The organism is Mesorhizobium sp. WSM4983, from assembly GCF_029625765.1.
In the GTDB taxonomy this organism is placed as follows: domain Bacteria; phylum Pseudomonadota; class Alphaproteobacteria; order Rhizobiales; family Rhizobiaceae; genus Mesorhizobium.
The window spans coordinates 267,976-294,444 of sequence record NZ_JARTVM010000002.1 but is presented as its reverse complement, the minus strand read 5'-3'; the positions used below and the strand labels follow the sequence as shown (position 1 = coordinate 294,444).

The 26,469-nt window shown below is 63.9% G+C and carries 25 protein-coding genes and 1 pseudogene; 12 read left to right on the top strand and 14 right to left on the bottom strand.

All coding sequences use genetic code 11. From position 1 onward, the window contains the following. Window positions 1-4: 4 nt before the first annotated feature. Both P9254_RS08680 and P9254_RS08675 read right to left on the bottom strand, forming a co-directional pair. Complete coding sequence (locus tag P9254_RS08680; RefSeq protein ID WP_278053211.1) at window positions 5-868, bottom strand: phosphoenolpyruvate hydrolase family protein; 864 nt, start codon at window positions 866-868, stop codon at window positions 5-7. 12 nt (window positions 869-880) lie between these two features. Then, the gene (locus P9254_RS08675) at window positions 881-2,077 is read right to left on the bottom strand and encodes a Tm-1-like ATP-binding domain-containing protein (protein ID WP_278053209.1); all 1,197 of its coding nucleotides are present in this window, start codon (window positions 2,075-2,077) and stop codon (window positions 881-883) included. A gap of 118 nt (window positions 2,078-2,195) precedes the next feature. Between P9254_RS08675 and P9254_RS08670 the strand changes: the two genes are divergently transcribed. The 7 genes from P9254_RS08670 (at window position 2,196) to P9254_RS08640 (ending at window position 8,897) form a co-directional block, all read left to right on the top strand. After that, entirely contained in the window at window positions 2,196-2,885 is a 690-nt protein-coding gene (locus tag P9254_RS08670; protein ID WP_095800607.1) for a TetR/AcrR family transcriptional regulator, read from the top strand. Window positions 2,886-3,237: 352 nt separating this feature from the next. Then, complete coding sequence (locus tag P9254_RS08665; RefSeq protein WP_066989980.1) at window positions 3,238-4,554, top strand: ABC transporter substrate-binding protein; 1,317 nt, start codon at window positions 3,238-3,240, stop codon at window positions 4,552-4,554. A gap of 67 nt (window positions 4,555-4,621) precedes the next feature. Beyond that, complete coding sequence (locus P9254_RS08660) at window positions 4,622-5,527, top strand: carbohydrate ABC transporter permease (RefSeq protein WP_095780122.1); 906 nt, start codon at window positions 4,622-4,624, stop codon at window positions 5,525-5,527. Between the two features lies 1 nt (window position 5,528). After that, window positions 5,529-6,485, top strand: coding sequence for a carbohydrate ABC transporter permease (locus tag P9254_RS08655; protein WP_066989974.1), 957 nt, complete (start codon window positions 5,529-5,531; stop codon window positions 6,483-6,485). Beyond that, the gene (locus P9254_RS08650; protein ID WP_066989971.1) at window positions 6,482-6,703 is read left to right on the top strand and encodes a hypothetical protein; all 222 of its coding nucleotides are present in this window, start codon (window positions 6,482-6,484) and stop codon (window positions 6,701-6,703) included. The genes P9254_RS08655 and P9254_RS08650 overlap by 4 nt, the downstream gene beginning before the upstream one ends. Continuing rightward, entirely contained in the window at window positions 6,700-7,803 is a 1,104-nt protein-coding gene (locus P9254_RS08645) for an ABC transporter ATP-binding protein (RefSeq protein ID WP_067318983.1), read from the top strand. Before P9254_RS08650 ends, P9254_RS08645 begins: the two co-directional genes overlap by 4 nt. After that, window positions 7,803-8,897, top strand: coding sequence for an ABC transporter ATP-binding protein (locus P9254_RS08640; protein WP_278053200.1), 1,095 nt, complete (start codon window positions 7,803-7,805; stop codon window positions 8,895-8,897). Before P9254_RS08645 ends, P9254_RS08640 begins: the two co-directional genes overlap by 1 nt. A 33-nt stretch (window positions 8,898-8,930) precedes the next feature. On the opposite strand, the gene P9254_RS08635 is transcribed toward P9254_RS08640, so the two are convergent. Both P9254_RS08635 and P9254_RS08630 read right to left on the bottom strand, forming a co-directional pair. Then, complete coding sequence (locus P9254_RS08635; protein WP_067318979.1) at window positions 8,931-9,362, bottom strand: DUF4437 domain-containing protein; 432 nt, start codon at window positions 9,360-9,362, stop codon at window positions 8,931-8,933. A 110-nt stretch (window positions 9,363-9,472) separates the two neighbouring features. Continuing rightward, window positions 9,473-10,438 (bottom strand): AraC family transcriptional regulator, encoded by a 966-nt coding sequence (locus P9254_RS08630; protein WP_067318977.1) that lies wholly within the window; start codon window positions 10,436-10,438, stop codon window positions 9,473-9,475. Window positions 10,439-10,575: 137 nt separating this feature from the next. Here P9254_RS08630 and P9254_RS08625 point away from each other — a divergent pair, with 137 nt between their 5' ends. Continuing rightward, window positions 10,576-11,787, top strand: a complete 1,212-nt coding sequence (locus tag P9254_RS08625; protein WP_278053198.1) for an MFS transporter — start codon at window positions 10,576-10,578, stop codon at window positions 11,785-11,787. 63 nt (window positions 11,788-11,850) lie between these two features. On the opposite strand, the gene P9254_RS08620 is transcribed toward P9254_RS08625, so the two are convergent. Then, window positions 11,851-12,198 carry a GFA family protein gene (locus tag P9254_RS08620; RefSeq protein WP_067318968.1) on the bottom strand — a complete coding sequence of 116 codons (348 nt, stop codon included), beginning with the start codon at window positions 12,196-12,198 and terminating at the stop codon, window positions 11,851-11,853. Window positions 12,199-12,311: 113 nt separating this feature from the next. On the opposite strand from P9254_RS08620, the gene P9254_RS08615 reads away from it, so the two are divergent. After that, window positions 12,312-13,607 (top strand): amidase, encoded by a 1,296-nt coding sequence (locus tag P9254_RS08615; protein ID WP_278053196.1) that lies wholly within the window; start codon window positions 12,312-12,314, stop codon window positions 13,605-13,607. 18 nt (window positions 13,608-13,625) lie between these two features. Here the strand turns inward: P9254_RS08615 and P9254_RS08610 are convergent, their stop codons facing one another. From P9254_RS08610 to P9254_RS08595, 4 genes are read right to left on the bottom strand one after another with little or no spacing between them, the layout of a single operon-like run. After that, complete coding sequence (locus tag P9254_RS08610; protein WP_278053194.1) at window positions 13,626-14,603, bottom strand: hydroxyacid dehydrogenase; 978 nt, start codon at window positions 14,601-14,603, stop codon at window positions 13,626-13,628. Window positions 14,604-14,608: 5 nt separating this feature from the next. Next, the gene (locus P9254_RS08605) at window positions 14,609-15,325 is read right to left on the bottom strand and encodes a FadR/GntR family transcriptional regulator (RefSeq protein ID WP_067318961.1); all 717 of its coding nucleotides are present in this window, start codon (window positions 15,323-15,325) and stop codon (window positions 14,609-14,611) included. Between the two features lie 2 nt (window positions 15,326-15,327). After that, window positions 15,328-16,497 carry a mandelate racemase/muconate lactonizing enzyme family protein gene (locus P9254_RS08600; protein ID WP_278053192.1) on the bottom strand — a complete coding sequence of 390 codons (1,170 nt, stop codon included), beginning with the start codon at window positions 16,495-16,497 and terminating at the stop codon, window positions 15,328-15,330. A 59-nt stretch (window positions 16,498-16,556) separates the two neighbouring features. Next, entirely contained in the window at window positions 16,557-17,444 is an 888-nt protein-coding gene (locus P9254_RS08595; protein ID WP_066989944.1) for a sugar phosphate isomerase/epimerase family protein, read from the bottom strand. 400 nt (window positions 17,445-17,844) lie between these two features. Between P9254_RS08595 and P9254_RS08590 the strand changes: the two genes are divergently transcribed. The 3 genes from P9254_RS08590 to P9254_RS08580 all read left to right on the top strand — a co-directional run bounded on the left by P9254_RS08590 (window position 17,845) and on the right by P9254_RS08580 (window position 21,176). After that, a complete protein-coding gene (locus tag P9254_RS08590; protein ID WP_095780127.1) occupies window positions 17,845-18,900 on the top strand; it encodes a sugar phosphate isomerase/epimerase family protein in 1,056 nt (351 codons plus the stop codon). Between the two features lie 152 nt (window positions 18,901-19,052). Further along, entirely contained in the window at window positions 19,053-20,240 is a 1,188-nt protein-coding gene (locus P9254_RS08585) for a Gfo/Idh/MocA family protein (RefSeq protein WP_127215391.1), read from the top strand. Window positions 20,241-20,324: 84 nt separating this feature from the next. Beyond that, complete coding sequence (locus P9254_RS08580; RefSeq protein ID WP_278053190.1) at window positions 20,325-21,176, top strand: sugar phosphate isomerase/epimerase family protein; 852 nt, start codon at window positions 20,325-20,327, stop codon at window positions 21,174-21,176. Window positions 21,177-21,322: 146 nt separating this feature from the next. Here the strand turns inward: P9254_RS08580 and P9254_RS08575 are convergent. From P9254_RS08575 to P9254_RS08555, 5 genes and pseudogenes are all read right to left on the bottom strand, one after another. After that, window positions 21,323-21,562 (bottom strand): annotated as a pseudogene (locus P9254_RS08575) (IS110 family transposase); the annotation flags it as partial. Window positions 21,563-21,647: 85 nt separating this feature from the next. Further along, on the bottom strand, window positions 21,648-22,664 hold the full coding sequence (locus P9254_RS08570; protein WP_278053189.1) for a zinc-binding alcohol dehydrogenase family protein: 1,017 nt from the start codon (window positions 22,662-22,664) through the stop codon (window positions 21,648-21,650). A 69-nt stretch (window positions 22,665-22,733) separates the two neighbouring features. After that, window positions 22,734-23,699, bottom strand: a complete 966-nt coding sequence (locus P9254_RS08565; protein WP_067004136.1) for an ABC transporter permease — start codon at window positions 23,697-23,699, stop codon at window positions 22,734-22,736. Continuing rightward, window positions 23,696-25,249 carry a sugar ABC transporter ATP-binding protein gene (locus P9254_RS08560; protein ID WP_278053187.1) on the bottom strand — a complete coding sequence of 518 codons (1,554 nt, stop codon included), beginning with the start codon at window positions 25,247-25,249 and terminating at the stop codon, window positions 23,696-23,698. The genes P9254_RS08565 and P9254_RS08560 overlap by 4 nt, the downstream gene beginning before the upstream one ends. A gap of 154 nt (window positions 25,250-25,403) precedes the next feature. Continuing rightward, on the bottom strand, window positions 25,404-26,399 hold the full coding sequence (locus P9254_RS08555; RefSeq protein ID WP_278053186.1) for an ABC transporter substrate-binding protein: 996 nt from the start codon (window positions 26,397-26,399) through the stop codon (window positions 25,404-25,406). Window positions 26,400-26,469 lie beyond the last annotated feature (70 nt).

Sequence of the window (26,469 nt, the reverse complement as noted above, 5' to 3'; positions counted from 1 at the left end):
TGCCTCATCCCTTGCTAGTTGCTGGCATTTTCGCTTTGCCGATTGCCGCTGCCTTGAAATCCGCCGTCTGCCTGGCGATCGCCGCCTCGGCCGGCAGCCGTTCCATCGAGCTTGCGCCGTAGAAGCCGTGCAGTCCTTCGCAGCGCTCGAGTATGTAGCGCGCGTCATGGGGCATGGAGATCGGCCCGCCATGGCAAAGCAGGATGACGTCCTTGCGCACCGAGCGCGCGGCGTCGGCAATGGCGTCGATCTCCTCGACGCAGGCATCCAGCGACTTCGCCGAGGTCGCGCCGATCGAGCCGCCTGTGGTCACGCCCATATGGGCTACGACCACGTCGGCGCCCGCCTTGGTCATGGCGCGCGCCTCGTCGGGGTTGAAGACGTAAGGCGTGGTGAGCAGGTCGAGCTTGTGCGCCTCGGCGATCATGTCGACCTCGAGGCCAAAACCCATGCCGGTCTCCTCGAAACTCTGCCGCATGGTGCCGTCGAAGAGGCCGACGGTCGGAAAATTCTGCACGCCGGAAAAGCCCATCGTCTTCAGTTCGGCGAGAAACAGCGTCATGATGACGAAGGGGTCGGTTCCGTTGACGCCGGCCAGCACCGGCGTCTTCTTTACCACCGGCAGCACCTCATAGGCCATTTCCTTGACGATCTCGTTGGCATTGCCATAGGCGAGCAGGCCGGCGGCCGAGCCGCGCCCGGCCATGCGGTAACGGCCGGAATTGTAGATGATGATGAGATCGATGCCGCCGGCTTCCTCGGCCTTGGCCGACAGGCCGGTACCGGCACCGCCGCCGACGATCGGAACGCCATCGGCGATCATCTTGCGGAACCTTTCCAGTATGGTTTTGCGCGGGATGGCGGCCATGTTTGTCGGATCTCACTTCTTGGCGATGTCGAGGAAAGCCTCGGCCGCGGCCTTGGCGAATGCAGGATCGTTGATGTGCAGCGGCAGGCGCGTCACGATACGGTTCCCGGTCGGCTTGATGGTGTGCTCGATGGCCTCGAACAGCGCCGCATCGGCTTGCGGATCGAAGAAGGCGCCGCCTTCGACATCGAGCGCCGACACGCCTTTTTCCGGGATCAGGAAGCGCACCGGGCCGTCGCAACGGGCGAGGCGGCCGCCGATCCATTCGCCGATCCGGCGGCTCTCCTCGGCGGTAGTGCGCATCAGCGTGACATTCGGATTATGCTCATAGAACAGCCGCCCGCGATATTTGTCGGGGATGGTCGGCGGCGCCCAGAAGTTCACCATGTCGAGCGCGCCGACCGAGCCGACATAGGGCAGTTTCGTGCGAGCAATGGCGCCGAAGCGATCCTCCGTCGCCGGCAGCACGCCGTCGAACAGCAAATCGCAGACCTCGGTTGTGGTGATATCAAGGACGCCGGCGAGCAAGCCGCTATCGGCAAGCTTCTCCATCGAGCGGCCACCTGTGCCGGTCGCATGGAAGACCATGCAGTCATAGTCGGCGCGCAAGCGCTCGACGATTGCCGTGACACAGGGCGTGGTGACGCCAAACATGGTCAAGCCGAGCGCCGGCTTGCCGGCAGTTGACGGGGCCGGCCTCGCCGCCATGCCGGCGATCGCCTGGGCGGCGTTGTGCAGGACGACGCGCGACAGACGATTGAGGCCGGCCATGTCGGTTACCGACGGCATCATGACGATGTCGGAGACATCGACGTAAGGCGCGGTATCGCCGGAGGCCAGCGTCGAGACCATGATCTTCGGTAGACCGAGCGGTAGGGCGCGCATGCCGGCGGTGACAATCGATGTGCCGCCGCCGCCGCCAATGCCGATCACGCCGGCGACGTCGTCGCGCGATTGGATGAAGCGGATAAAGGCGACACCCATGCCGGCAACGGCGAGTCCGCGGTCGTCAGTGCCGAGCACGGCGCCGGCTCCATCGGGATGATGCGCGGCGACCTCGCTTGCCGCGACATCCACCGGGACGGTCGCGCCGCGTGTGCCGATATCGACGCGGACGACCGAGCCGCCGCCGACGGCGACGGCGTCGGCCAGGAAGGCAAGCTCCTCACCCTTGGTGTCGGCGGTGCCGACCACATAGATACGCTTCATTCGCCTTTCCCCGTCGTCTCCTCGGTTAGCCGGCCTGCTCGGCGGTGCGGCCTGCCGCTTCGGGCCTGGCGCTTGGTCCGGCCATTGCAATTTTTTGAGACGCGCGTATCGTATTGATATGGATGTCTCACGTCAACAAGCCGCTTCCGATGACGCCGAGCAGCTGAGAGCCGGGAAGGGGGCCCGCGCCCGTACCAGGCGGCTGATGCTGGAAACGGCGACGCGGCTGATGCAGTCCGGCGTGACGCCTTCGGTCAGCGAGGTTGCAGAGGCTGCGGAAGTGTCGCGCGCGACCGCCTATCGCTACTTTCCGAGCCAGGCCGCGCTGGTGCAGGCGGTCGTCGACGAGGGGCTCGGACCGATCCTGACCTGGAAATCGAATTCGAAAGATCCGGAACAGCGGGTTGCCGAACTCTTCGCCTCCGCCATGCCGCGCATCGAGGCTTTCGAGGCGACGTTCAAGGCGGCGCTCAAGCTTTCGCTCGACCAGTGGGCGAGACGGCAGGCTGGCACGCTAGGCGCCGAACCGGCTTTCAAGCGCGGCCATCGGATCGACCTCCTGAAGGACGCGATCGCTCCGCTCAAGGGTCAGCTCAAGCCGCGCCAGTTCAGGCGTCTTGCCCAGGCGCTGTCGATGATGTTCGGTGTCGAGGTGCTGATCGTGCTGAAGGATATGTGGGGGCTGGACAGCCGTGACATGATGGCGGTCGCCGAGTGGACGGCGGGCGCGCTGGTGCGCGCGGCGGTAGCGGAATCAGGAGCGAAGGCGACTGGAGGTTCGGCACCAGCTGAAATAGACATGTCCTGAATCTGGTTCGACCAGATTGGAGAGGATACCAACAACAATGACTGCAATACATCGCTGGAGACAAGGTCTCCGCATATCAAGGAGTACGAAAAATTATAGAAAACAGAGGGATATCGCTTTGAGCGGCTTGTGGAACCGTTTTGGACTGCACAAGAAAGAACTTGACGTCCCTCTTGAATTGGTAATACCAGATCAGGACGCGTAAAGCGGAGCGAAGGTGGAGGTTGCGATCGATTTTTCTGGTCGGGCGAGGAGGCCCGAAACCGGAAATGCCGTCACGGGAGGAACTGCCAGGGCCGACCGCTATGCCGGCCCGCATGACAAGGTAGAAGGCGCACAAGGGAGGAAAACTATGCGCAAGATAGTGACCAGCGTGATCGCTGGTATCGGGCTGGCGCTTGCCTGCGGGACATCCGTCCGCGCGCAAGACAAGGAACTCACCATCTTTTGGGCGGAATGGGATCCGGCGAACTATCTGCAGGAACTCGTCAACGACTACACGGCCGAGACGGGCGTGAAAGTCACGGTGCAGACCACGCCGTGGCCTGATTTCCAGACCAAGGCCTTCACCGAGTTCAACGCGCATGGCGACGCCTACGACATGGTGGTCGGAGACTCGCAATGGCTGGGCGCCGGCTCGACGCAGGGCCACTATGTGGATCTGACCGACTTCTTCAACAAGCATAAGCTTGGCGATGTGATGGCGCCCGCGACCATCAAATATTATGCCGAGTACCCGGGCGGTTCCGGCAAGTACTGGGCGATCCCGCTGGAAGGCGATGCGATCGGCTGGTCTTACCGCAAGGACTGGTTCGAGGACCCGAAGGAGAAGGAAGCCTTCAAGGCGAAGTACGGCTACGACCTCGATGTTCCGAAGACCTATGCGCAGCTGCGCGACATCGCCGAGTTCTTCCATCGTCCGGACCAGAAGCGCTACGGCGTCGCGATCTACACCGACAACTCGTATGACGCGATGGCGATGGGCGTCGAAAGCGCGATCTTCAGCTATGGCGGCGATCTCGGCGACTACGCGACCTACAAGGTCGACGGCATCACCAATTCCAAGGAGGCCGTCGCCGGCCTCGAAATGTACAAGGAACTCTACAAGTTCACGCCTCCCGGCTGGGGCAAGACGTTCTTCGTGGAAGACAACCAAGCCATCACTGGCGGGCTCGCCGCGATGAGCATGAACTTCTTCGCCTTCTTCCCGCCGCTGGTGAACAAAGCCACCAACCCCTATGCCGACGTGACCGGCTTCTTCGCCAACCCGGCCGGTCCGGACGGCAAGCGCTTCGCCGCTCTCGGCGGCCAGGGCATCTCCGTCGTCTCGTACTCGAAGAACAAGGACGAGGCGATGAAATTCCTTGAGTGGTTCATCAAGGACGAGACCCAGAAGAAGTGGGCCGAGCTCGGCGGCTATACCTGCAGCCAGGCCGTGCTGAAGTCGGAGGCCTTCCAGAACGCTACGCCGTATAACAAGGCCTTCTACGACACGATGTTCATGGTCAAGGACTTCTGGGCAACGCCTGAATATGCCGAAGTGCTCGATCAGCTGAACCAGAATATCTATCCGTTCGTGGTCGGCGGCAAGGGCACCGCCCAGGAAGCGCTCGACAAGACCGCCGCCGACTGGAAGGCGACGTTCACCAAATACAACCGCTACAAGTAGGCGTCACAGTCAGAATGCCGGAGGAGGGTTTCCCCTCCGGCATTCCTGTTTTCAGGGAGAACGACCGTTGGCTTCGGTAGCCCTTACCAATCTTGATCCAGCATCCAGGGCCGCCGCGCGAGGCTGGTCGGATCTGACCATCCGCAACATGTTCATCATCCCGACGCTGGTTTTCCTCATCGTCTTCAACATTTTTCCGCTGATCTATTCGCTCGGCTATTCCTTCACCAACTTCGCCGCGAACCGCAGCGAGCCCTGGCAATTCGTCGGCCTGCAGAATTACCGCGAGCTGCTCAGCGACGATCACATCTGGTCGAACTTCGTCATCACCGCGAAATATGTGATCGTGTCGGTGGCCGGGCAGATGATCGTAGGCTTCGGCCTCGCGCTTCTGCTCAACCGCAGCTTTCCGATGAAGGGCCTGATCACGACCTTGCTGTTGCTGCCGATGATGATGTCGGCGGCGGTCGTCGGCCTGTTCTGGCAGCTGCTCTACAGCCCGTCCTGGGGACCGATCAACTACGTCTTCGGCCTCGGCGACTTCGCCTGGCTCTCCAATCCCGACAGCGCGCTCTACGCCGTCGCGATCACCGACATCTGGATGTGGTCGCCCTTCGTCATGCTGCTGTCGCTCGCCGGCCTGTCGGCGGTGCCGCAGCACCTCTACGAAGCCGCCGCGATCGACCGCGCCAGCTGGTGGTACACCTTCACCCGCATCACGTTGCCGCTGGTCTCGCCGATCCTTTTGATCGCGCTGATCTTCCGCACCATGGAAGCCTTCAAGACCTTCGACATCGCCTACACGATGACGACTCAGCCGACCGCCGAGCTGATCGCGATCCGGCTCTACAAGCAGGCCTTCCAGCAGTGGGACACCGGCAAGTCCTGCGCGCTCGCCTACATCGTGCTGATCATGGTGCTGGCCATCACCAACCTCTACGTGAAGTATCTCAACAAGGTGAAGGAGCGCTGAGATGGCCGCTGTCCGCACTTCTTCCGAGGTCGCGCTCAACCGTGTCGCCATCGCCGCGGTGCTGATCGCCACGCTGGTCTTCCTCGCACCGATCTATTGGATCGCCTCGACGGCATTCAAGCCGAAGGAGCTCGCCGTCAGCGTGCCGCCAACCGTGCTGTTCGAGCCCGAGGTGACGCCGTTCGTGCGGCTCTTCACCAAGCGCGTGCAGATGCAGAAGACCGTCGACCCGCAAGTCTACGAAGCCGCGCCCTGGTGGGAAAAGCGCATCTACGACGGCGGCGAGCGGGTACTGAAGGTCGGCAAGGACGTGCAGCTTTCGCAATATCCCGACCGGTTCATGAACAGCCTGATCGTGGCGGTGGTCAGCACCGTTCTCGCCGTCGGCATGGGAACCTTCACCGCCTACGGCTTCTCGCGCTTCAAGATCGCCGGCGAGGCGGACCTTCTGTTCTTCATCCTCTCGACGCGCATGCTGCCGCCGGTGGTCGTCGCCATCCCGATGTTCCTGATGTATCGGGCAGTTGGCCTCAACGACTCCCATATCGGCCTGATCATCCTCTACGTCGCCTTCAACCTGTCCTTCTCGGTCTGGCTGATGAAGGGCTTCATGGATGAGATCCCGAAAGAGTATGAGGAGGCAGCACTTGTCGACGGCTATACGCGCATGCAGGCCTTCTTCAAGATCGTGCTGCCCGAGGCCGCAACCGGCATCGCCGCCACCGCCGTGTTCTGCTTCATCACCGCCTGGAACGAGTACGCTTTCGCGCTGATCATGACCAACCGGCGCGCCCAGACGGCGCCGCCCTTCATCCCGTCGCAGATCGGCTCCGGCCTGCCGGACTGGACCACGATCGCGGCGGGCACGTTCCTGTTCCTGCTGCCGGTTGCGATCTTCACCTTCCTGCTGCGCAACCACCTGCTTCGCGGCGTGACTTTCGGAGCGATCCGCAAATGAGTTTTCGCGCCGTCAACGAGAAGTACCTTTTGCCGGCATCGCAGATCCTCATGGTGCTCGGCATCGTCGCACTCTGCCAGCCATGGAGCCTCAGCCTGCATTCCTATGGGGTGACGATCATCCTGATCGGGTTGATCGGCTTCAACATCACGTCGAAAATCGCACCGGAGCAGAGAGAGGAAACCGGCGCCGTGACGCATGAGGGGGCCGGGCAGTGACGCAGATCGAACTTCGCGGCATCGAGAAATTCTTCGGTGCGGTCCAGGTCATCCATAATCTGAACCTCGCCATCGCCGACAACGAGTTCATCGTGCTGCTTGGACAGTCGGGCTGCGGCAAGACGACGACGCTGCGCGCGATTGCCGGGCTCGAGACGATCGATCAGGGCGACATCCTGATCGACGGCAAGGCGGTGCAGCATCTGAAAGCTGCAGACCGGGACATCGCCATGGTGTTCCAGTCCTTTTCGCTCTATCCGCATATGACGGTGTTCGAGAACATCGCCTTTCCGTTGCGGGCCACGCGGATGAGCAGCAGTGAAGTCGACACCTCGGTGCGCGAGATCGCAAGGGTGTTGCGGATCACCGACCTGCTGGACAAGCGACCGTCTGCGCTTTCGGGCGGCGACATGCAACGCGTGGCGATCGGCCGCGCGCTGGTGCGGCGGCCGAAGGCGATGCTGATGGATGAGCCGATCGGCGCCCTGGACGCCAAGCTGCGCGAGGAAATGCGGGCCGAGATCAAGCGGCTGCACATCAAGCAGGGATCGACCACGATCTATGTCACCCACGACCAGATCGAGGCGATGAGTCTGGCCGACCGCATCGTCATCATGCATGAGGGCTTCATCCAGCAGGTCGGCACGCCGGACGAGGTCTACTCGCATCCGGCAAACCTGTTCGTGGCGCAATTCGTCGGCAGCCCGGTGATGAACATCGCCGAGGCGAGCGTCGCCGATCTGGCCGGCGCGGCCTCCGTCACCGTCGGCGGTGCGCCGGCGGGTTTCGAGTTCCCGCGCGAGCTCCTGTCCAGGCTGAACGGGCATTCCAATGGTGGCTTGACGCTCGGCATCCGTCCGGAAGGCGTTCTCGTCCGGCATGATGCCGCTCCTGGCTACGTGCCGGTCGAAGCGCAGATCATCGAGCCGCTCGGCTCCTTCGACATTGTCGACCTCAAGGTCGGCTCCAAGATGCTGCGCGCCCGCACCAAGGCCGGCTACGTGTCGGGTCCGGGCGAGAAGGTTCATGCCCGCATCGACCCCGAGCAGGCGCATTTCTTCGACACGGCAAGCGGCAAGTCGCTGGGAGTAAGGCTGTAATGGCCCATATCGAACTGAAGAACATCACCAAGAAGTTCGGCGGCCATACCGCGCTGACGGGTCTCAACCTCAATATCGCCGATGGCGAGTTCTTCGTGCTTTTGGGCGAAACCGGCGCCGGCAAGACGACGACGCTTCGGATGATCGCCGGCCTCGAGAAACCGACCGAGGGCCAGGTCTTCATCGACGGCGTCGACGTCGCCGACTGGAGCGCGGCCGAGCGCGACGTGGCCTTGGTGCTGCAGCAATATTCGCTCTATCCGCGCTACACGGTGCGGCAGAATCTCGAGTTTCCGCTGAGGCCAAAGATTCGCCGGCTGCCGGATGCCGAGATCAAGGACCGCGTCGCGCGCGCCGCCCGCACGCTGCGCATCGAGCATCTGCTCGACCGCAAGACCGACCGGCTCTCCGGTGGCGAGATGCAGCGCGTCTCGATCGGCCGCGCGATCGTGCGCAAACCACGCGTGTTCCTGATGGACGAGCCGCTGTCGGCGCTCGACGCCAAGCTACGCGAGGCGCTGCGCACGGAGTTGAAGAACCTGCAGATGCAGCTCGGTGCCACCTTCCTGTTCGTCACCCACGACCAGATCGAAGCGATGTCGATGGGCGACAAGGTCGGCGTGCTGAACCATGGCCGCATCGTTCAGACCGGCACGCCGCAGGAGATCTACAACAATCCCCGCGATACCTATGTCGCAAGCTTCGTCGGCTCGCCGCCGATGAACCTCATCGACGGCACGCTGGTCGACGACCGCGCGGTGATGGCGCCGATGAGTTTCGAATTGCCGGTTGGCGGGGGGGCCAGGGGGCTAAAGACGGGCGGCGCGAGCGAAGGTCGCCCGCTCGTCTTCGGCATCCGTCCGGAGGACGTCTATCTAGAAGGCGGCGCGCCGGTCGAGGCTAAGGTCCACGATGTCGAGAACCACGGCGTCGAGAAGATCGTGACGCTGAGGGTCGGCGACACGATGCTGAGAGCCACCGTGCCGGCGAGAACCGCGGTCGAGATCGAGCAGCCGGTCCGCTTTGCCTGGAACGCGGACAAGGTGGTGCTGTTCGATAAGGGCAGCGGGGTCAGCCTGCGGCACGCCGGATAGCGGGCGGACCGGCCGATTGCTATCGGCCTGCACTTACTTCGGCAGATAGGTTTCGTAGGGCGTGTCGTTGATCAGCAGGATCACGCATTCGGTGTCGGACAGGCAGGCATCGTCATGCATCTCGTTGGCTTTCTGGGTCCAGTAGGAGCCCGGCGGCAGCTCGACCTTGGTCGCCTCGCCGCCTTGGATCTGCCAATGCGCCCAGAGCCCCTTGATGACCACGGCGCGATAGTCGGCGGTGTGCGCGTGGACCGGCGCGCGCCAGTTGCCGGGAACTTTGAGCAGCGTGCCGGCCGCGCCCTCGGTCCGCGAGCCCCATAGCGGGCCGAGGCGCTGCGGCTGGTCCGGCGCTTCGACGACATAAGGGATCTTGTCGGCCGTCAGATAGCTGTCTTCAAGGCCGAATGCCTGCCCCGGAGAGATGGTGAGCGCGGCGAGCGCAAGCGCTGCGAGTTGATTAGCCATGAGCGGTTCCTCCTCGGCTCAGCTTAGGCAGTCCCTGTCGGTGAAGAATGACGCGTCGTCCAAAAGACTTGGCAATTCCTCCAGCGTGGTAGCGTCCTGAACGCCGGCTGTCAGGATTGCTCGCCGCCGCCATTGCGCAGATGGCTCGGCGCGACACCCATCACCCGCTTGAAGGCGCGGCTGAAGGAAGCTTCCGAATCGTAGCCCAGTTTCGCCGCCACGACAGACACCCGCATGCCGTCGCGGGCGAGCCATTGCCGCGCCTGATGCATGCGCACGCGCAGCACATATTTGGCCGGCGTCTCGCCGACCACGGTGGCGAAGCGCTGCGCGAAGGCGGAGCGAGACGCGCCCATCAATCGGGCCAGGGCCCCGACCGTCCAATCCCGGTCGGGCTGCAGATGAATAGCGGCGAGCACCTTGCCGACGTCAGGATTGCGCACCGCGGCGATCCATCCGGTCGCGTCGCCGCAGCCGTTCTCTACCCAGGAGCGGATGATTGTGGCGGCGAGCACGTCAGCCAGGCGGGCGAGAATGCCGCCCGAGCCGACCCGGTCCATCGTCACCTCGCCAGCCATCGCATCGAGCAGATGCTGGATGCCCGGCGCGTTCGCCATCAGCTTATGCGCCTGCATCAGGTCGGGCATCATGTCGAGCAGCGGATGCGAGCCGTCGAGATTGAAATGCATGCTGCCGCAAAACAGCAAGGTCTTGCAGCCGTCGCAGCCGTTGGAGACGTCATAGATGTTCTCGCAGACCGGCTCGATCGTGTAGCGGCCGATCGGCACGGGCGGAACGCCCGGCGCGCTCGCCAGCACATGCTCGTCGCCACGCGGGATCAAGAGCGCGTCGCCGACAGAGAGCTCGATCCATTCCTTGGCCGGTGAGAACAGCCAGCAGCCCTGTTGGCCGATGAAATGGAACCGCGCCGCCTTCTGCGCGGGGAAGGAAACGGCCCACGGTTCGCCCAGCACGCAGCGGCCATAGTCGACGCCGTCGAGCCGCAATCCGCGCAGCATGTCGGTCAGCGGATCGCCGGACGCCGGGAATGTGGTTTTGGACGAATTGTAATTCATTCCGGCGTTTCTAGCATGGAAACTCCAGCCGGTCACTCCCTATGTTGCACTGCAGCGTCGCGCGCCAGGCCTGTAACGGGTGGATCCCGAACTGGCGGTCTTCCAAATGGCGCCGCAAAACAGATCGGAGATTTCCCATGACCGAACCCGCCACAGGCGTCATCGATGCCGCTGTTCTCGATAGAACCGAAGCCGAGGAGCGAAGCGAGCCTGTATGGGGCGCGGTGGTCTCGCTGGCGCTCGGCGTGTTTGGCTTGGTGACCGCCGAATTTCTGCCCGCTAGCCTGCTGACGCGGCTGGCGCAGGATCTCGGCGTCAGCGAAGGCGCCGCCGGCCAGGCCGTGACGGCGACGGCCGTCGTCGGCGCGATCGCAGCACCCACGATGGCCATCGTCACCAAGCGGCTGGACCGCAGGCTGGTCATGTGGCTGCTCACCGTGCTTCTGATCGTCTCCAACCTGCTTGCCGCCTTCGCCTCCTCGCTCACGATGCTGCTTCTGGCCCGCGTGGTGCTGGGCGTCGCGCTCGGCGGCTTCTGGTCGATGTCGGCCGCCATGGCGATGCGACTGGTGCCGATGTGGCTGATGCCGCGCGCAATGTCGATCATCCTGACCGGCGTATCGGTGGCGACCGTCACCGCGGCGCCGGTCGGCGCCTATGTCGGCGACATCTGGGGCTGGCGTACGGCCTTCATGATCGCGGCGGTCGTCGGCGCGCTGACGCTGCTCGTACAGCTTGCCACCATCCCCAGCCTGCCGCCGACGGCCGTGGCGAGCTTTCGCACGCTGATCGAGGTGCTGAAGCGGCGGACGATCCGCATCGCCCTGCTGGTCGTGCTGCTCGTCGCCTCGGGACAGTTTGCCGGCTTCACCTATGTGCGGCCATTCCTGGAGACGGTGCCGGTCATGCCGATCGAGACCATCTCGCTGGTGCTGCTCGCCTATGGCATCGGCGGCTTCTTCGGAAATTTCGCCGGCGCCTTCCTGGCCGAGCGCAATCTGAAGCTTGCGGTCGGATTGGCGCCGCTGCTGATCGCGCTGTCGGCGCTTGCCATGCTCACCATCGGCGCTTCACCGGTGATTGCGGCAATAGCAGTTGCGGCATGGGGCTTTGCCTTCGGCGCGGTGCCGGTCGGGCTGCAGACTTGGCTGGTGCGCGCCGCTCCCGACCAGGCCGAGAGCGCCGGCGGCCTGATGGTAGCGACGTTCCAGGTGGCGATCGCGCTGGGCGCAGTCTTCGGCGGCCTGCTGGTCGACCATGCCGGCGTAGCCAGCGCATTCGGCTACGGTGCCATGGCAACGCTGCTCGCGGCGCTGGTGACTTTCGCCGTCGGGCCGAAACAGGTTTGATTAACCTTGGGCCGACAAGCCAGCCGGTACGGCCGGCTTGTCGGCAGAGCGATGCAGTCTGGACTAAGCCGAGCGGCCGTCGAACTCGAATACCTCGATGGCGGCGTGATCGATGCCGTCGAGGCAATTGATGTTGATGTAGGCGCTGCGCTCGCTGCCTTGACTGACATCCTCGGCGAAGGGATGGATGCCGCAAGTCCGGCAGAAGCGATGCGCGATCAAGCCCTTGCCGAAGGTGTATTTGCCGAGGTCGTCGCCCCAGGCAACCAGGCGCATGCTGGCGTGCGGCACGGCCCAAAGCAGCGCCCCCTTGCGCGCGCAGATCGAGCAGTTGCAGCGCACGGCGCCGCCGAGCTCGCCTGCGACCTCGAAAGCCACCTTGCCGCAGTGGCAACTGCCTTTGTACAGCATCAGTCTCTTTCCTATCGCTGGCAGGTGCAAAGGCACCCTTGCCGGGTTATCCATCCGCTAGCCAAATCGGCTGCCTTAAAAGACGTTGCATCCTTGCGGAGTCCGACATCGACATGCAATCCGTGCGCGACCGTCTCGAAATCATCCTGTCACGTCTTGCCAATCGCGCGGCTGACGAAAAGGTCTACGTCAAGCTCTATACCCAAGCGGCGCTCGCCGCAGCGGATGCAGCCGACGCGCGGCAAAGAGCCGGCGTCTGCCTCGGGCCGCTCGATGGCGTGGTGGTGTCGATCAAGGATCTGTTCGATGTCGCCGGCGAGCCGACCCGGGCAGGCTCGCGGATGCTCGCCGGTGCTCAGCCCGCCGCGCAGGACGCGGCGATCGTGCGCCGGCTGCGCCAGGCGGGCGCGGTGATCCTCGGCAAGACCAACATGACCGAATTCGCCTTCACCGCGATCGGCGACAACCTGCACTACGGCACATCGGGCAATGCGGCGGATGCCAGCCTGATCCCGGGCGGTTCTTCATCCGGAGCCGGCGTTGCGGTGGGCGAAGGCAGCAGCCAGGTCTCGATCGGCTCGGACACGGGCGGCTCGGTGCGCATTCCGGCCTCGCTCAACGGCGTCGTCGGCTTCAAGCCGACGGCCCGGCGCGTGCCCTTGGATGGTGCCTTTCCCTTGTCGGCCACACTGGATTCGATCGGTCCGCTAGCCCGCAGCGTCGCTGATTGCGCGGCTGCCGACGCGATCATGGCGGGGGAGGAGCCAGTTCCCCTCCAGCCGATCCCGCTCGCCGGTCTGCGCATCGGCGTTCCGCGTGGCCGGCTCTTTGACGACACGCAAGCCGACGTCGCCGCGGCCTTTGAGGCGTGCACCAGGCAGATGGAGCGGGCAGGCGCACGCGTCGCCGATCTATCGATCGATGACCTCATTGGGGGGATGCGCGCGGCGACCATGCACGCCTCGATCGCGTCGATGGAGGGTGCGGAAGTGCATGCCGACTGGCTGGTGACCGGGGCCTCGGTGCCCGTCGACCCACATGTCAGCGGGCCTTTGTCGCGCGCGCTGACGGTTCCCGCTTCCGCCTATATCAGGACCATCCGCCGCCGGGCGGAACTGGTCGCGGCCATGGCGGAACGGCTGCAAACGGTCGACGCGCTTGCTCTGCCGACCGTGCCGATGGTCGCGCCGTCGATCGCGGCGATGGCCGGCGACGAAGCGCTACGCGACAGGACGGAAGGCTTGCTCCTGCGCAACACGCAGGTCGCCAACCAGTTCGATCTCTGTGCAATCTCGCTGCCGATGCCGGGCACCAAGCTGCCGGCCGGACTGATGCTGGTGGCGAGGCATGGGCACGACCGACGTCTGCTCGGAATTGCTGCCGCGGTGGAGGCTTTGCTGAGCGGTTGAGGTGGTGCAGCGGCGCAATCAGTCGGCCGGAAAGCGCCGACGGTAACGCTCGATCACTTCCGGATTCCGCAGGTTGACCGGCAGCTTGTCGGCAAGCACCAGCAAGGCCTCGTTCGCAGCGCCGACGCCCATGCGCATCATCGATTCCTCGGTGATGCCGGCCATATGCGGAGTGATGATCACGTTGTCGAAGCTGAAATAGGGATGGCTCGGCGGCAGCGGCTGGGTCGCAAAGACGTCGAGCGCCGCACCGCCGATGCGGCCTCTTCGCAGCGCTTCAATCAGCGCCTCGTCATCGACCACCGGCCCGCGCGAGACATTGATCAACAGCGCATTGGGCTTCATGCGGGCGATGCGCTCGCGGCTGATCAGGCCGCGGGTCTCCTCAGTCAGCGGGCAGCAGAGCACGATGATGTCGCTCTGCTCGACCAGCGCGTCGATCGACAGGAAGCCGACGCGCTCGGGCGCCGGGCGCAGGCTGCGCGTCGTCGCCACGACCTTGAGATCGAAGCCGTGCGCGGCGATGTGGCCGACGGCTTGGCCGACGGCCCCGAGGCCGACGATGCCGATCGTTTTGCCGGCGAGCTCGCTGGTCGAATTGGCATGCTCGCGCCCGGCGAGCCAGCCCTTGGCGCGCAGGTCGCGATCCATCATGCGGAAGCGCCTGAGCAGCGCCAGCGCCGTGAACATTACATGTTCGGCCACCGAGCGGGCATTGACGGCCGGCACGTTCGCCACCAGCACGCCGGCGGCGGTGGCCGCCTCGACCGGGATCATGTCCAGTCCCGCGCCATGGCGGATCGCGGCGCGCAACAGGGACGCGCCCGCGAACAGCTCCGGCGGCAGCGGCGCTCGGACGATGACGATGTCGGCGTCTTTCGCCTCGGCAGCCAGCGTTCTTGCATCGAGCGCGGACGCGACGACCAGCCGGCCGGCTCCCGCCAGCATGCTTGTCGCGCGCGGATGTAGCGGGTGCGTCGACAGGATCTTGCGCATGAAGCTCAGGCCCTTTCGAGCGCCGCGCTCTTCGGCTCGGTCCAGCGACCTTCGATGATCCCCTTCCAGTAGCTCTCGGCGCCTTGCAGGTGCGCACTCATCAGCGCCTGGGCGAGGTTGCCGTCGCGGCGCAACAGCGCCTCGTAGATCTGGATGTGTTCGGCATGCGAGCGCATGCTGCGCTCCAGATCGTTGAAATAGATCGGCAGGCGCTGCTCGCCCATCAGGTAATAGACGCTGCAGATGTTGTGGAAGACGCCGTTCTTGGTCGCTCGCACGATTTCGAGGTGGAACTCGCGGTCTTCCTTGGCGAGGCCTTCGCCGGCGGCGATGCGCTCCTCGGAAGCCTTCAGGATCTCGCGCAGCCGCTCGAAATTCTCCTCGGTGGCGCGTGAGCAGGCAAGCTCGGCCGCCTTGATCTCGTGGATCTTGCGCAGCTCGACGGTCTCGTAGATCTGCACCGGATCGAGCGGCAGGCCCGCGCGGGCGAAAAGCGCTAACGCTTCCACGCTCGCCTGTTTGGTATCGATATAGATGCCGGACTTGGCGCGGCGCTCGACGATGCGCATCGCTTCGAGGATGGCAAGCGCCTCGCGGATCTGGCCGCGGCTGACGGCGAAATGCTCCGCCAGCTCGCGCTCCGACGGCGTGCGGCCCGACTCCTTGTCCGAGTTGGAGAACAGATAGGCGGCGAGTTCCGCAAGAAGGTTCTTTTCTTTCATCGTCAAATGCGTAGCGCGTGCGCCTCCAGGAATCGCTCCGAAACGGTGAAACCCAATCCGGGCTTTTCAGGGATCGCTATCATACCGTCCTTTGCTTCGACAGTCTCCTCGACGAGATCGTGGATCATCGGATTGGCGCCCAGCGAATACTCGACGATGAAGGTCGCGGGGGAAGCCGCGCAGACATGCAGTCCGGCGAAGAAGCAGGGCGCGCCGGCCCACAGATGCGGCGCGAAGCGCAGGTTGAAGGCGCTGGCGATGGTGCCGATCTTCATCGCCTCGCTGATGCCGCCGCAGAAGGCGGGATCAGGCTGGAAGATGTCGGCCGATTTCAGCACGGCCAGATCGCGAAAGGCATAGCGGGTCGCCTCGCTCTCGCCGGTGGCGATCGGGGTAGAACCGGACGCGCGCACCTCGGCCATACCGTGCTTGTCGTCGGCGATCACCGGCTCCTCGAACCAAGCCAGATCGAGATCGGCGGTGAGGCTGATGAAGCGCTTGGCCTCGGCGACGGTGTAGGTGCCGTGCGCGTCCACCATCAGTTCGACGTCAGGACCGATCGCTTCCCTGGCGGCGCGGACGCGCGCGGCCGAGATATGCGGCGCGCCGTCCATGGCGCCGATGCGCATCTTCAGCGCCTTGAAGCCGCCTTCGGCGATATAGGATTTGAGCTGGTCGCCGATGGTGTCAGCTGGCGCCCAGCCGCCCGAGGCATAGGCCTGCATGCGCTCGACCTTGCGGCCGCCGAGCAGCCGCCAGACCGGCTGCCCCAGCGACTTGCCGAGGATGTCCCAAAGCGCGATGTCGACGGCGCTGATCGCCGCCACGCTCATGCCGCGCCGCGCCAGCTGGGGCATGGCATGGCCGGCATGGGCCGCCGTGTGGTGTCGCACGCCGTTGTAGAGCATCTCCCAGATGATACCGATATCGGCCGGATCGCGGCCGATGAGCTGCGGCGCAATCTCGTGGTTCAGCATGTGGACCAGCGCGCCATAGCTGCCGGCGCTGCCGGCGGCGTTCTTGCCCTCGCCCCAGCCGACCAGGCCGTCGTCGGTCTCGACGCGCAGGATGGCGGCGTCGAACGTCGTCACCTGACCGAAGTCGCTGCGATGCTGCTTTGCGACTTCGATCGGTATGCGAACCCACCAGGCCTGGACGCTTTTTATACGCATCTTGATCCCCGGACCCGCCGCCCGGCCAGGACGGTAGGGCTAAGCTCCAATCGGACCCTCTACTTGATCAGCGGCAGCAGCGTTTCGGCGGTGATGCGCATCTGATCGGTGTAGAACTTCTCGGTGAGCACGCTGGAGCCGTGATCCTGGATGAATTTGAGCTGCTCGGGCGAGATGTCGACCGGGTTGCGCTCCACCATCTCCGGATAAGGGGCGGCCGGCGTGCGGTCGACCGGCGCGACGAACTCGTTGGTCAGCGCGCCGTCATAGCCGATCTCCTTCAGCGTGCCGACAATCTTCGGCCAGTCGATCTGGCCGAGACCCGCGGCAAAGCGGTTGTTGTCGGCGACATGGAAGTCGTAGAGGCGCTTGCCGACCTGGCGGATGGCGTCATAGACGTTAAATTCCTCCATATGGATGTGGTAGGCGTCGAGGCAGACGCCGCATTCCGGGCTCACCGCATCCGCGAGCGCGAGCGCCTGGGCACCACGATTGAAGAGGTAGGTCTCGAAACGGTTGAGCGGCTCGACGGCGATCTTGACGCCGACCTTCTTGGCATGCGCGAAGCATTCGCGCGTGGCGTCCACCACCCAGCCCCACTCTTCCGCCTCGGTGCCGTCGGGCACCACCTTGCCGACGGTGGCGGGAACCAGCGTGATGATCTCGCCGTCAAGCTCGCTCACCATGGTCAGCACGTCCTTGACATATTGTACCGATCGCTCGCGCTGGCCCTGGTTCTTGGCGGCAAGGTTGCGTTCGCCCAGCATCAGCGTCACCGAACCCCAGCAACGTATGCCGTGCTCCTTCAGGAGCGCGCGCGTTTCCTTGGTCTTGTACTGCTCGGGCTCGCCGGAAATCTCGATCGACTCATAGCCGAACTTCTTGATGCGCTTCAGCGTCACCTCCAGCGGCTCCGCCCGCATCCAGTTGTGCGTCGAAAGGTGCATGGTCTATCCTTCCCAGAATTCGCCTGTCACGTTTTTCGCGGCGTTCTCCACCGAGCCCGTCGCATGATCTCCTCCCCACGGCGTTCCAGTGTTTTTTCTCGAAACTGGTTCGACCAATTGGGCCTGACAGAACCTCTACAGCAAATTCACAGTAACGGCAAGGAGACCGCCTATTGGGCTCAACTTATCAGTCAATGCTTTGATTTGAAAAGATTAAGATGCCTTTCGGCAATCGTGCGGCTCGCATTCCAACTGTTTCTGGCCGCTTGACCAAACAGCCGTATTTGGTAATACCAGAATGCCGCTGCTTGTCGGCGCCGAGACGAACGGTCGAAGAGGCTGGCCCTCGCTTCAATCGGCGCTATGCTTGGTCCATGAAAACGAGAGAGGGAGGATGCCGATGCCGACGACGATGAAGGGGCCCGGCCTGTTTCTGGCGCAGTTCGCGGGCGACGCCGCGCCGTTCAATTCGCTGGCCTCGATCACCAAATGGGCGGCCGGGCTCGGCTACAAAGGCGTACAGATCCCGACCTGGGACGGACGGCTGTTCGACCTGAAAAAGGCGGCGTCGTCGAAAACCTATTGCGACGAGGTGAAGGGCATCTGCACTGAAGCCGGCGTCGAGATTACCGAGCTGTCGACGCACCTGCAGGGGCAATTGGTGGCGGTGCATCCAGCTTACGACGCGCAGTTCGACGGGTTTGCGCCGCCAGAGGTGCACAACAATCCGAAGGCTCGGCAGAAATGGGCGGTCGAGCAGATGGAATTCGGCGCCAAGGCATCGAAGAATCTCGGCCTCAAGGCGTCGGTGAGCTTCAGCGGCGCGCTCGCTTTCCCATACCTCTATCCGTGGCCGCAGCGGCCGCCTGGGCTGATCGAGGAGGCGTTTGCCGAGCTGGGCAAGCGCTGGAAGCCGATCCTCGACGTCTATGATGAGAACGGCGTCGATATCGGCTACGAGATCCATCCAGGCGAGGACGTATTCGACGGCGCGACCTTCGAGATGTTCCTCGACGCGGTAGGCGGCCACAAGCGCTGCAACATCAATTACGACCCGTCGCACTTTTTGTTGCAGCAGCTCGACTATCTCGAGTTCATCGACCTCTACCACGAGCGGATCAAGGCCTTCCACGTCAAGGATGCCGAGTTCAACCCGACGGGGCGGCAAGGCGTCTATTCGGGCTATCAGGGCTGGGTGAACCGTGCCGGGCGTTTCCGTTCACTCGGCGACGGGCAGGTCGATTTCAGCGGCATCTTCTCCAAGCTCACCCAGTACAACTACGATTCCTGGGCGGTGCTGGAATGGGAATGCTGCCTCAAGCATCCCGAGGACGGCGCGGCCGAAGGCGCACCCTTCATCCAGCATCATATCATCCGGGTCACCGAAAGGGCCTTTGATGATTTCGCCGGCGGCACCAGCGACAAGAAGCTGCTGCGCGCGATGATGGGGATTTAGCACCTTTATCCTCCCCTCGAGGGGAGAGTGGCCCAAAGGGCCGGGCTGGGTCGGTTTATGCCGAGATCCACGCCCGGCGACCCCACCCGATCCGCTGTGCGGATCGACCTCCCCTCAAGGGGGAGCTAACCAACATGAGGGAGAACGAAAGCATGGTCGGCGCATCGAAATCGGAGACGGGAGGCGGCCCGATCCGCTACGGCATGGTCGGCGGCGGGCAGGGCGCTTTCATCGGCGCGGTGCACCGGATTGCGGCGCGCATGGACAACGACTTCGTGCTGGTGGCCGGCGCGCTGTCGTCGGACCCGGCGCGCGCGAAGGCCTCGGCCGAAGAACTCGGGCTCGATCCGTCACGCAGCTACGGCTCCTATGCCGAGATGGCCAAGGCCGAAGCCAAACGCCCGGACGGCATCGAGGCAGTGGCGATCGTCACGCCCAACAATGTGCATGTGCCGGCGGCCAAAGCCTTCCTCGAGGCGGGTATCCACGTCATCTGCGACAAGCCGCTCGCGACCTCTCTCGCCGAGGCGAAGAAGCTTGCCGCACTGGTCGAGAAGGCTGGAAAGGTGTTCGTGCTCACCCACAACTACACAGCCTATCCGATGGTGCGGCAGGCGCGCGAGATGGTGGCCAAGGGCATGCTCGGCGACATCCGCATCGTGCAGTCGGAATATCCGCAGGACTGGCTGACCGAAGACCTAGCCGCGACCGGTCAGAAGCAGGCCTCATGGCGCTCCGACCCCAAGCAGGCCGGCGCCGGCGGCGCGCTCGGCGACATTGGCACGCACGCCTACAACCTCGCCCGCTTCGTCTCGGGGCTCGAGCTGGATTCCCTTTCGGCCGACCTCGACGCCTTCGTGCCGGGACGCCAGCTCGACGACAACGTCAATGTGCTGTTGCGCTTCAAGCCGGTCGGCAACAAGCATCCGGCCAAGGGCATGATCTGGGCGAGCCAGGTGGCGCCCGGCCACGAGAACGGGCTGAAGCTGCGCATCTACGGCTCGAAGGGCGGGCTCGAATGGGTCCAGGCCGACCCGAACTATCTTTGGTACACGCCCTTCGGCCAGCCGAAGCAGTTGCTGACCCGGGCGGGCGCCGGCGCGATGCCGGTAGCGGCGCGCGTCAGCCGCGTGCCCTCCGGCCATCCGGAGGGCTATCTCGAAGGCTTCGCCAATATCTACCAGGAAGCGGCCCGCGCCATCCGCGCGGCGCGCAAAAAGGGCGGCAAGCTTGCCAAGGATGTCGCCTTCCCGACGATCGCGGACGGCGTCGAAGGCATGGCCTTCATCGAGGCGTGCGTGAAGTCTTCGAGGAAGAACGGGGCGTGGACGAGGCTATAAAGGCGGGCTCGGCGACGGCACGGGCCGGATGAGGGGGATTGTGACCCGCTAGCGCAAGTGGTTGGCCGCAGAGGAGGGGTGTCGATGAAAATCGGCATGTGCATGTTCTTGTGGACGACGAGCGTCTCGAAAAAGCACGAGGCGCTGCTGAAGGACATCAAGGCAACCGGCTTCGACGGCGTCGAGATACCGGTCTTCGCGGGCGAACCGGATGACTACAAGAAGCTCGGCGAGATGCTCGATCGCATCGGACTGGAGCGCACCGCGGTCTCGGCGATGGGAGATCCGGCAACGAACCTGATCTCTGCGGATGCCGCGACGCGCAAGGCCGGCATCGATTACATGAAATGGGCGATCGACTGCAGCGCGGCGCTCGGCGCGAACAAGCTGAGCGGCCCGCTGCATTCTACGCTTGGCGCCTTTTCCGGCAGCGGCCCGACAGCGACCGAGAAGAAGCGCTCGGTCGCCTCGCAGCGCGCCATTGGCGATCATGCCGGCAAGAGGGGCGTCACCATCGGGCTCGAAGCGCTCAACCGCTTCGAGTGTTATCTGGTCAACACGATGGACGACCTGTCCGAGCATATCGACGCGATTGACCGGCCGCACATCAAGGCGATGTACGACACTTTTCACGCCAATATCGAGGAGGCCGACTCGATCGGCGCCTATACGCGCAATCGCCGGAACGTCGTCCACATCCACATCTCGGAAAACGACCGCGGCGTGCCGGGGCGCGGCAACATCCCCTGGAAGGAAACTTTCGCGGCGATCCGCAAGAGCGGCTATGACGATTGGCTTACGATCGAGTCGTTCGGCCGATCACTGAAGGATCTGGCGGCTGCGACCAAGGTGTGGCGGGATTTCGCAGAGAGCCCGGAGGCAGTTTATCGCGAAGGGTATCGGCATATCAGAGATGGGTGGAAGGCTGCCGCTTAAACGCCCTCTCCATTCGTCATCCACGGGCGGAGCGGGAGCGAAGCGGACGCCGAGACCCGAGGATCCATTCCGTGACGTCGACGCTCCGCCACGATGCAATTCTGCACCGGCTGCATTCTACGGCTTAGGGAACGGCATTACTGTGTTCATGCGAAGGCTGTCTTGTCTCGAACGATGGCATTGAGGACGACCAGGAGCTTCCTTGCAACGGCGATGATGGCCAGTTCTTGGACCCTGAGCGGCTGCGAGGTTTGTGCGGCATCGAGACGATCGGTCTTGGCGCGCCGTCTTGTCGACTTCGCATAGTGGTGGGTGTGTGCCGGGTTGTGCGGCGAGAACGGCACGCCGGACTTGGCCAGCGCATGGCGCAACAACCGCTCATGGACGCCAGTCGCCTCCGACTAGCCTTCGACATCCGTCATCAAGGGCGACAACCCCTGAGGTCGTCATCCACGGGCGGGCCGGGCCTCCCTATCCGACCTCGATAACCGCTTTGATCAACCCGGATTTTTCGTGCGCCCAGCGCGCTAGATCGCGCGGCGTATCGGCAAGGGTCGTGCGGTGGGTGACGAGTTTCTCCAGCGGCACGGCGCCGTTGCGGATCGAGGCGGCGACATGGTCGAAGTCTGCTCTGAGCGCATTGCGGCTGCCGACCAGCGTCATCTCGCGCTTGTGAAACTCGGGATCGGAGAAGGTGATGTCGTCCTTGACGACGCTGACCAAAACCAGCGCTCCGCCATGCGCGACATGGGTGAAGGCGGACTGCACCGACTGCGTGTTGCCCGTGGCGTCGAACACAAGATCGAAGCCTTCGCCGCCGGTCGCCTGCCGCACCAGATCGGCTGCCTGCGCTTTCGAGCCGTCGAGTGCGGTAAAGCCGAGCTCGCTTTCGGCGAAACCGAGCCGTTCGGTGCTCATGTCGAGCAGGCTGACATCGAGCCCGGCGATGCGGGCGAACAGTGCCGTGCCAAGGCCGATCGGACCGGCGCCGATGACCAGCGTACGCTGGCCGGGCGCACTAGGCGAGCGCCGCACGGCGTGTGCGCCGATGGCCAGGAATTCGACGGCGGCGGCATCGGCCAGCGACAGGCCATTTGCCTGATAAAGGTTCTGGGCCGGCACCAGGATCTCGTCGCACATGGCGCCGTCGCGATGGACGCCAAGCACCTCGATCTGCACGCAGCAGTTCGGTTTGCCGTGCCGGCATGCAACGCATTTGCCGCAGGCGAGATAGGGGTTGATGATCACCGGCTCGCCGATGGCAAGCTCGACGCCTTCACCTCGCTCGACGACGGTGCCCGAGACCTCGTGGCCCATGATGCGTGGATAGGCGAGGAACGGGTGCTTGCCTTCGAAGATGTGATAGTCGGTGCCGCAGATGCCGACATGGCTGACTGCGATCCGCGCCCAGCCGGGCGGCGGCGCGCCGGGTTCGGCGCGGTCTTCGAGAACAAGGTCGCCAGGCGAGCGGCAGACGACGGCTTTCATGCGCTGATCCAGTGTTAGAAGGGACGTCGGCCCCGCTCGATCGGGGCCGGCGCGTCATTTCAGGAACGATTATTTGCCGCGACGGCGCAGGCCGTCGAAGTAGACGATGACGATGATCAGCAGGCCGGTGATGACGCGCTGCCAGAAGGTGTTGACGTTGAGCAGGTTGGCGCCGTTGTTGATCGTCGAAAGAATGAAGGAGCCGATCAGCGGTCCATGCACCGAGCCGATGGCGCCGAACAGCGAGGTGCCGCCGATCACCGACGAGGCGATAGCCTGCAGCTCATAGGTGTCGCCCTGGGTCGGGTTGCCGATGCCGATGCGCGAGGCAAGCAGCACACCCACGAAAGCCGCGAGCAGGCCGGACAGGATATAGGCCATGAAGATGGTGCGCGGCACGTTCACGCCGGAAAGGCGCGCGGCCTCCGCATTGGAGCCGACCGAGAACAAATAGCGGCCCCAGCGTGTGTGGTGCAGGAACACATAGGACGGTATGGCGACCAGGATCACCATCCAGAACAGGTAAGGGATACCGAGCAGCGAGCCGCGCGAGAAGGCCTGGAACGGGTCGCTGTTGATCGAGATCGAATTGCCGTTGGTCATCAAGAGGCCGATGCCGCGCAGCGACGTCATCGTGGCCAGGGTGATGATGAAGGGCGGCAGGCCCATCTTGACGATGCCGAAGCCGTGGAACAGGCCGATGGCGACCCCGGCGAGCAAGGTAATGAGCACAGCCGCCCAGATCGGCCAGCCGGCATTGATCAGAAGCGCCACGATGACGGTGGTGAAGCCGACCACGGCACCGACCGAGAGATCGATGCCGCCGGTGATGATGACGAAGGTCTGGCCGACCGCGAGGATGGCGATCAGCGAACCCTGACGCAAAAGATTGGTGATGTTGAGCGTCGTGGCGAAGGAGGGTGTGGCGACCGCCAGCACGATCCACATCAAAAGCAACAAGCCGAGCAGCGTCAGCCCGAACAGGGCGTTGTAATTGCGCTTCGGCTTTTCGGCGGGGATCGCCTCGGTGCTCATTTTTGTCCTCCCGTCTTTTCTTGTTTCTCGGCCAGCGCTTGGCCCAAAATGTCCTCATGGCTGGCGGTGCGGAAGCCATGCGTGGCGACCAGCTTGCCGCGGCGGAACACATGCAGCGTGTCGGCGAGCTCGTAGACTTCCGGCAGGTAGGACGAGATCAGGATGATGCCGGCGCCCTTGGACAGAAGCGTCGAGAACAGCCGGTAAATCTCGGCCTTGGTGCCGACATCGACGCCGACCGTCGGCTCGTCGAAGATGAACAGCTTGGCGCCATGCGCCAGCCATTTGCCGATGACGATCTTCTGCTGGTTGCCGCCCGACAGGCTGGAGGCCAGCGCGTGGCGGGTCGGCGTCTTGATCCTGAGATCGGCTATCTGGCGATCGGCCTCGGCCTTCTCGCGCGAGCCTGAGATCAGAAGATTGCTCGAGATGCGCTTGTAGATCGGCAGGTTGAGATTCGTGCCGACCGGCAGGTTGAGGCAAAGGCCTTGGTCGCGGCGGCTTTCGGGGGCGAGGGCCATGCCGAGCCTTATCGCGTCATGCTCGGAGTTGACTTGCACCTCCTTGCCTTGCCACAGGATCTGACCGGCCGACTTCCTGTGGCGGCCGTAAAGCGTGGTGACGAACTCGCTGCGGCCGGCTCCGATCAAGCCGTAAAGTCCGACGATCTCGCCCGCGCGGACAGTCACCGAGACGTTCTCGAAACCCTTGCCGGAGAGATTCCGCGTCTCGACGATCGTCGCGCCCGGCGTGAAATGCTCCTTGTGGTAGATCTGCTCGATCGAGCGATTGATCATCAGCTTGACCAGTTCCGGCTCGCTGGTCCCGGCTATGTTGCGGGTGCCGACGAGCGTGCCGTCGCGCAGCACCGAAACGCGATCGGCAAGCTCGAACACCTCCTCCATGCGGTGGCTGATATAGATGATGGTGACGCCTTCGCCCTTTAGCCGGCGGATCAGCTTGAACAACTGGTCGGCCTCCTTGCGGGTCAAGTAGGCGGTCGGCTCGTCGAAGATGAGGAACTTTGTCCCGCGTACCGTGGCGCGGGCGGCGGCGATCAGCTGCTGCTGGCCGATGGTGAGGTCGCCGAGCATAACATGCGCGGGCAGGTCGAAGCCGAGCCCATCGATGATCTTCCGCGCTTCCTTCACCATGGCTCGCTGCTGCAACAGACCGAAGCGGGAATTCTCCTCGCCGAGGAACATGTTGGCGGCGACGGTGAGGTGGCGGCAAAGCACGACCTCCTGGTGGACGGCATTGATGCCGAGCGCCATCGCCTCGTGCGGCGTGGCCAGCGCCTCGGGTTTACCTTCCCAGACGACTTCGCCGGAGGTGCGCGGCATGACGCCGGTTAAAAGCTTTATCAGCGTCGATTTGCCGGCGCCGTTCTCGCCGACGATGGCGTGGATCTCGCCCGACTTGAAGGCAAGGTCCACCGGCTTCAGCGCATGCGTGCCGGGATAGCGCTTTTCCAGGCCTTTCAACTCGAGGATGGTCCTGCCCGGTTTCAGCGTGGGGGGCGGGTGCAGTTCCTGCGCCGTCGACGTCATGACAATCCTCCCAGATTGATCCAACCGTTGGATACGCAGCGATGCGTCTGGCGCGCATCTAGAAGGCAGAGCCTAAAGCAAGCCGGCGGATTTCCAAACTGTCCGCCGCGATGTTTCCGGGGCGGCGAAGCCCCGGAAACGAATGTCGCGAAGATCAGTTGAGCTTCGGGTTGAGCAGCGCGTCGATCTTCGGATCTTTCATGTTGTCCTTGGTGACGAGATTGGCGCCGGTGTCGACATTGGCCTCGACCTTCTCGCCCTTCGAGGCGGCTAAGGCGGTCTTGATGCCGTCGTAGCCCATCCGGTACGGATCCTGGACGACGAGGCCGGAGATGACGCCGTCGTTGAGGAACTTGATCAGCTTCTCGTCGCTGTCGAAACCGATCAGCGCCACCTTGCCGGCGAGATTGTTCTCGGCGATCGCCTGGCCGACACCCTGCGCCATGATCAGGTTCGAGGCGAAGATGCCCTTGAGGTCCGGATTGGCGGTGATCAGGTCGGTCGCGATGTTGAGGCCGGTGGTGGCCTGACCGTCGGCATATTTGTCGGCGACCAGTTCGAGGCCGGGATATTTCGCCTTGAGCTGTTCCTTGAAGCCTTGCGCACGCTGCTCGAGCGAGCCGGCGCCGGGCAGCGCTGTGATCAGCGCAACCTTGCCCTCGACTTTGCCGCCATTGGCGGCGCCGATCGCGGCAGCGAGACCGTCAGCCGCGACACGGCCGCCCTGGACGTTGTCGGTGGTGAGGAAGGAGGTGAAGGCCTTGGATTCGGCGCTGGAGTCGATGCCGATGACCTTGACCTTGGTCGCCGCTTCGTCGATCGGCTTGCCGAGCGCCTTGGCTTCGGTCGGCGCGATCACGATCGCGGCCGGATTGCCGGCGACGGCGTTCTCGAGGATCGAGATCTGACCGTTGACGTCGGTTTCGGCCTGGGCGCCGAGTTCCGGCACGTTGATGCCGAGATCCTTGCCGGCCTTGCGGGCGCCGGCCAGCACGATCTGCCAGTAGAATGAAGTGGTGTCCTTGACGATGATCGGGATGGTCACGTCGGCCGCCGAGGCGGGTGCCGAATGCATCGCACCGGCGAGCATTGAGGCGGCGGCTACAGCCACGAAGGCGCGGCGGTTGAGAAGGCTGGTTACGAATTTCATTAGGTTCCTCCCTAAAGTCGCCCGGTGAAGGTTCGGAAGCTCCACTTGGATAGGCGCGAGCCAAACAGAA

What these genes read in the sequence shown, in the direction of transcription:
- P9254_RS08680 (WP_278053211.1), bottom strand. Translation starts at nt 868, where the DNA reads ATGGCCGCCATCCCGCGCAAAACCATACTGGAAAGGTTCCGCAAGATG.
- P9254_RS08675 (WP_278053209.1), bottom strand. Translation starts at nt 2,077, where the DNA reads ATGAAGCGTATCTATGTGGTCGGCACCGCCGACACCAAGGGTGAGGAG.
- P9254_RS08670 (WP_095800607.1), top strand. Translation starts at nt 2,196, where the DNA reads ATGGATGTCTCACGTCAACAAGCCGCTTCCGATGACGCCGAGCAGCTG.
- P9254_RS08665 (WP_066989980.1), top strand. Translation starts at nt 3,238, where the DNA reads ATGCGCAAGATAGTGACCAGCGTGATCGCTGGTATCGGGCTGGCGCTT.
- P9254_RS08655 (WP_066989974.1), top strand. Translation starts at nt 5,529, where the DNA reads ATGGCCGCTGTCCGCACTTCTTCCGAGGTCGCGCTCAACCGTGTCGCC.
- P9254_RS08650 (WP_066989971.1), top strand. Translation starts at nt 6,482, where the DNA reads ATGAGTTTTCGCGCCGTCAACGAGAAGTACCTTTTGCCGGCATCGCAG.
- P9254_RS08640 (WP_278053200.1), top strand. Translation starts at nt 7,803, where the DNA reads ATGGCCCATATCGAACTGAAGAACATCACCAAGAAGTTCGGCGGCCAT.
- P9254_RS08635 (WP_067318979.1), bottom strand. Translation starts at nt 9,362, where the DNA reads ATGGCTAATCAACTCGCAGCGCTTGCGCTCGCCGCGCTCACCATCTCT.
- P9254_RS08630 (WP_067318977.1), bottom strand. Translation starts at nt 10,438, where the DNA reads ATGAATTACAATTCGTCCAAAACCACATTCCCGGCGTCCGGCGATCCG.
- P9254_RS08625 (WP_278053198.1), top strand. Translation starts at nt 10,576, where the DNA reads ATGACCGAACCCGCCACAGGCGTCATCGATGCCGCTGTTCTCGATAGA.
- P9254_RS08620 (WP_067318968.1), bottom strand. Translation starts at nt 12,198, where the DNA reads ATGCTGTACAAAGGCAGTTGCCACTGCGGCAAGGTGGCTTTCGAGGTC.
- P9254_RS08615 (WP_278053196.1), top strand. Translation starts at nt 12,312, where the DNA reads ATGCAATCCGTGCGCGACCGTCTCGAAATCATCCTGTCACGTCTTGCC.
- P9254_RS08610 (WP_278053194.1), bottom strand. Translation starts at nt 14,603, where the DNA reads ATGCGCAAGATCCTGTCGACGCACCCGCTACATCCGCGCGCGACAAGC.
- P9254_RS08605 (WP_067318961.1), bottom strand. Translation starts at nt 15,325, where the DNA reads ATGAAAGAAAAGAACCTTCTTGCGGAACTCGCCGCCTATCTGTTCTCC.
- P9254_RS08600 (WP_278053192.1), bottom strand. Translation starts at nt 16,497, where the DNA reads ATGCGTATAAAAAGCGTCCAGGCCTGGTGGGTTCGCATACCGATCGAA.
- P9254_RS08595 (WP_066989944.1), bottom strand. Translation starts at nt 17,444, where the DNA reads ATGCACCTTTCGACGCACAACTGGATGCGGGCGGAGCCGCTGGAGGTG.
- P9254_RS08590 (WP_095780127.1), top strand. Translation starts at nt 17,845, where the DNA reads ATGCCGACGACGATGAAGGGGCCCGGCCTGTTTCTGGCGCAGTTCGCG.
- P9254_RS08585 (WP_127215391.1), top strand. Translation starts at nt 19,053, where the DNA reads ATGGTCGGCGCATCGAAATCGGAGACGGGAGGCGGCCCGATCCGCTAC.
- P9254_RS08580 (WP_278053190.1), top strand. Translation starts at nt 20,325, where the DNA reads ATGAAAATCGGCATGTGCATGTTCTTGTGGACGACGAGCGTCTCGAAA.
- P9254_RS08570 (WP_278053189.1), bottom strand. Translation starts at nt 22,664, where the DNA reads ATGAAAGCCGTCGTCTGCCGCTCGCCTGGCGACCTTGTTCTCGAAGAC.
- P9254_RS08565 (WP_067004136.1), bottom strand. Translation starts at nt 23,699, where the DNA reads ATGAGCACCGAGGCGATCCCCGCCGAAAAGCCGAAGCGCAATTACAAC.
- P9254_RS08560 (WP_278053187.1), bottom strand. Translation starts at nt 25,249, where the DNA reads ATGACGTCGACGGCGCAGGAACTGCACCCGCCCCCCACGCTGAAACCG.
- P9254_RS08555 (WP_278053186.1), bottom strand. Translation starts at nt 26,399, where the DNA reads ATGAAATTCGTAACCAGCCTTCTCAACCGCCGCGCCTTCGTGGCTGTA.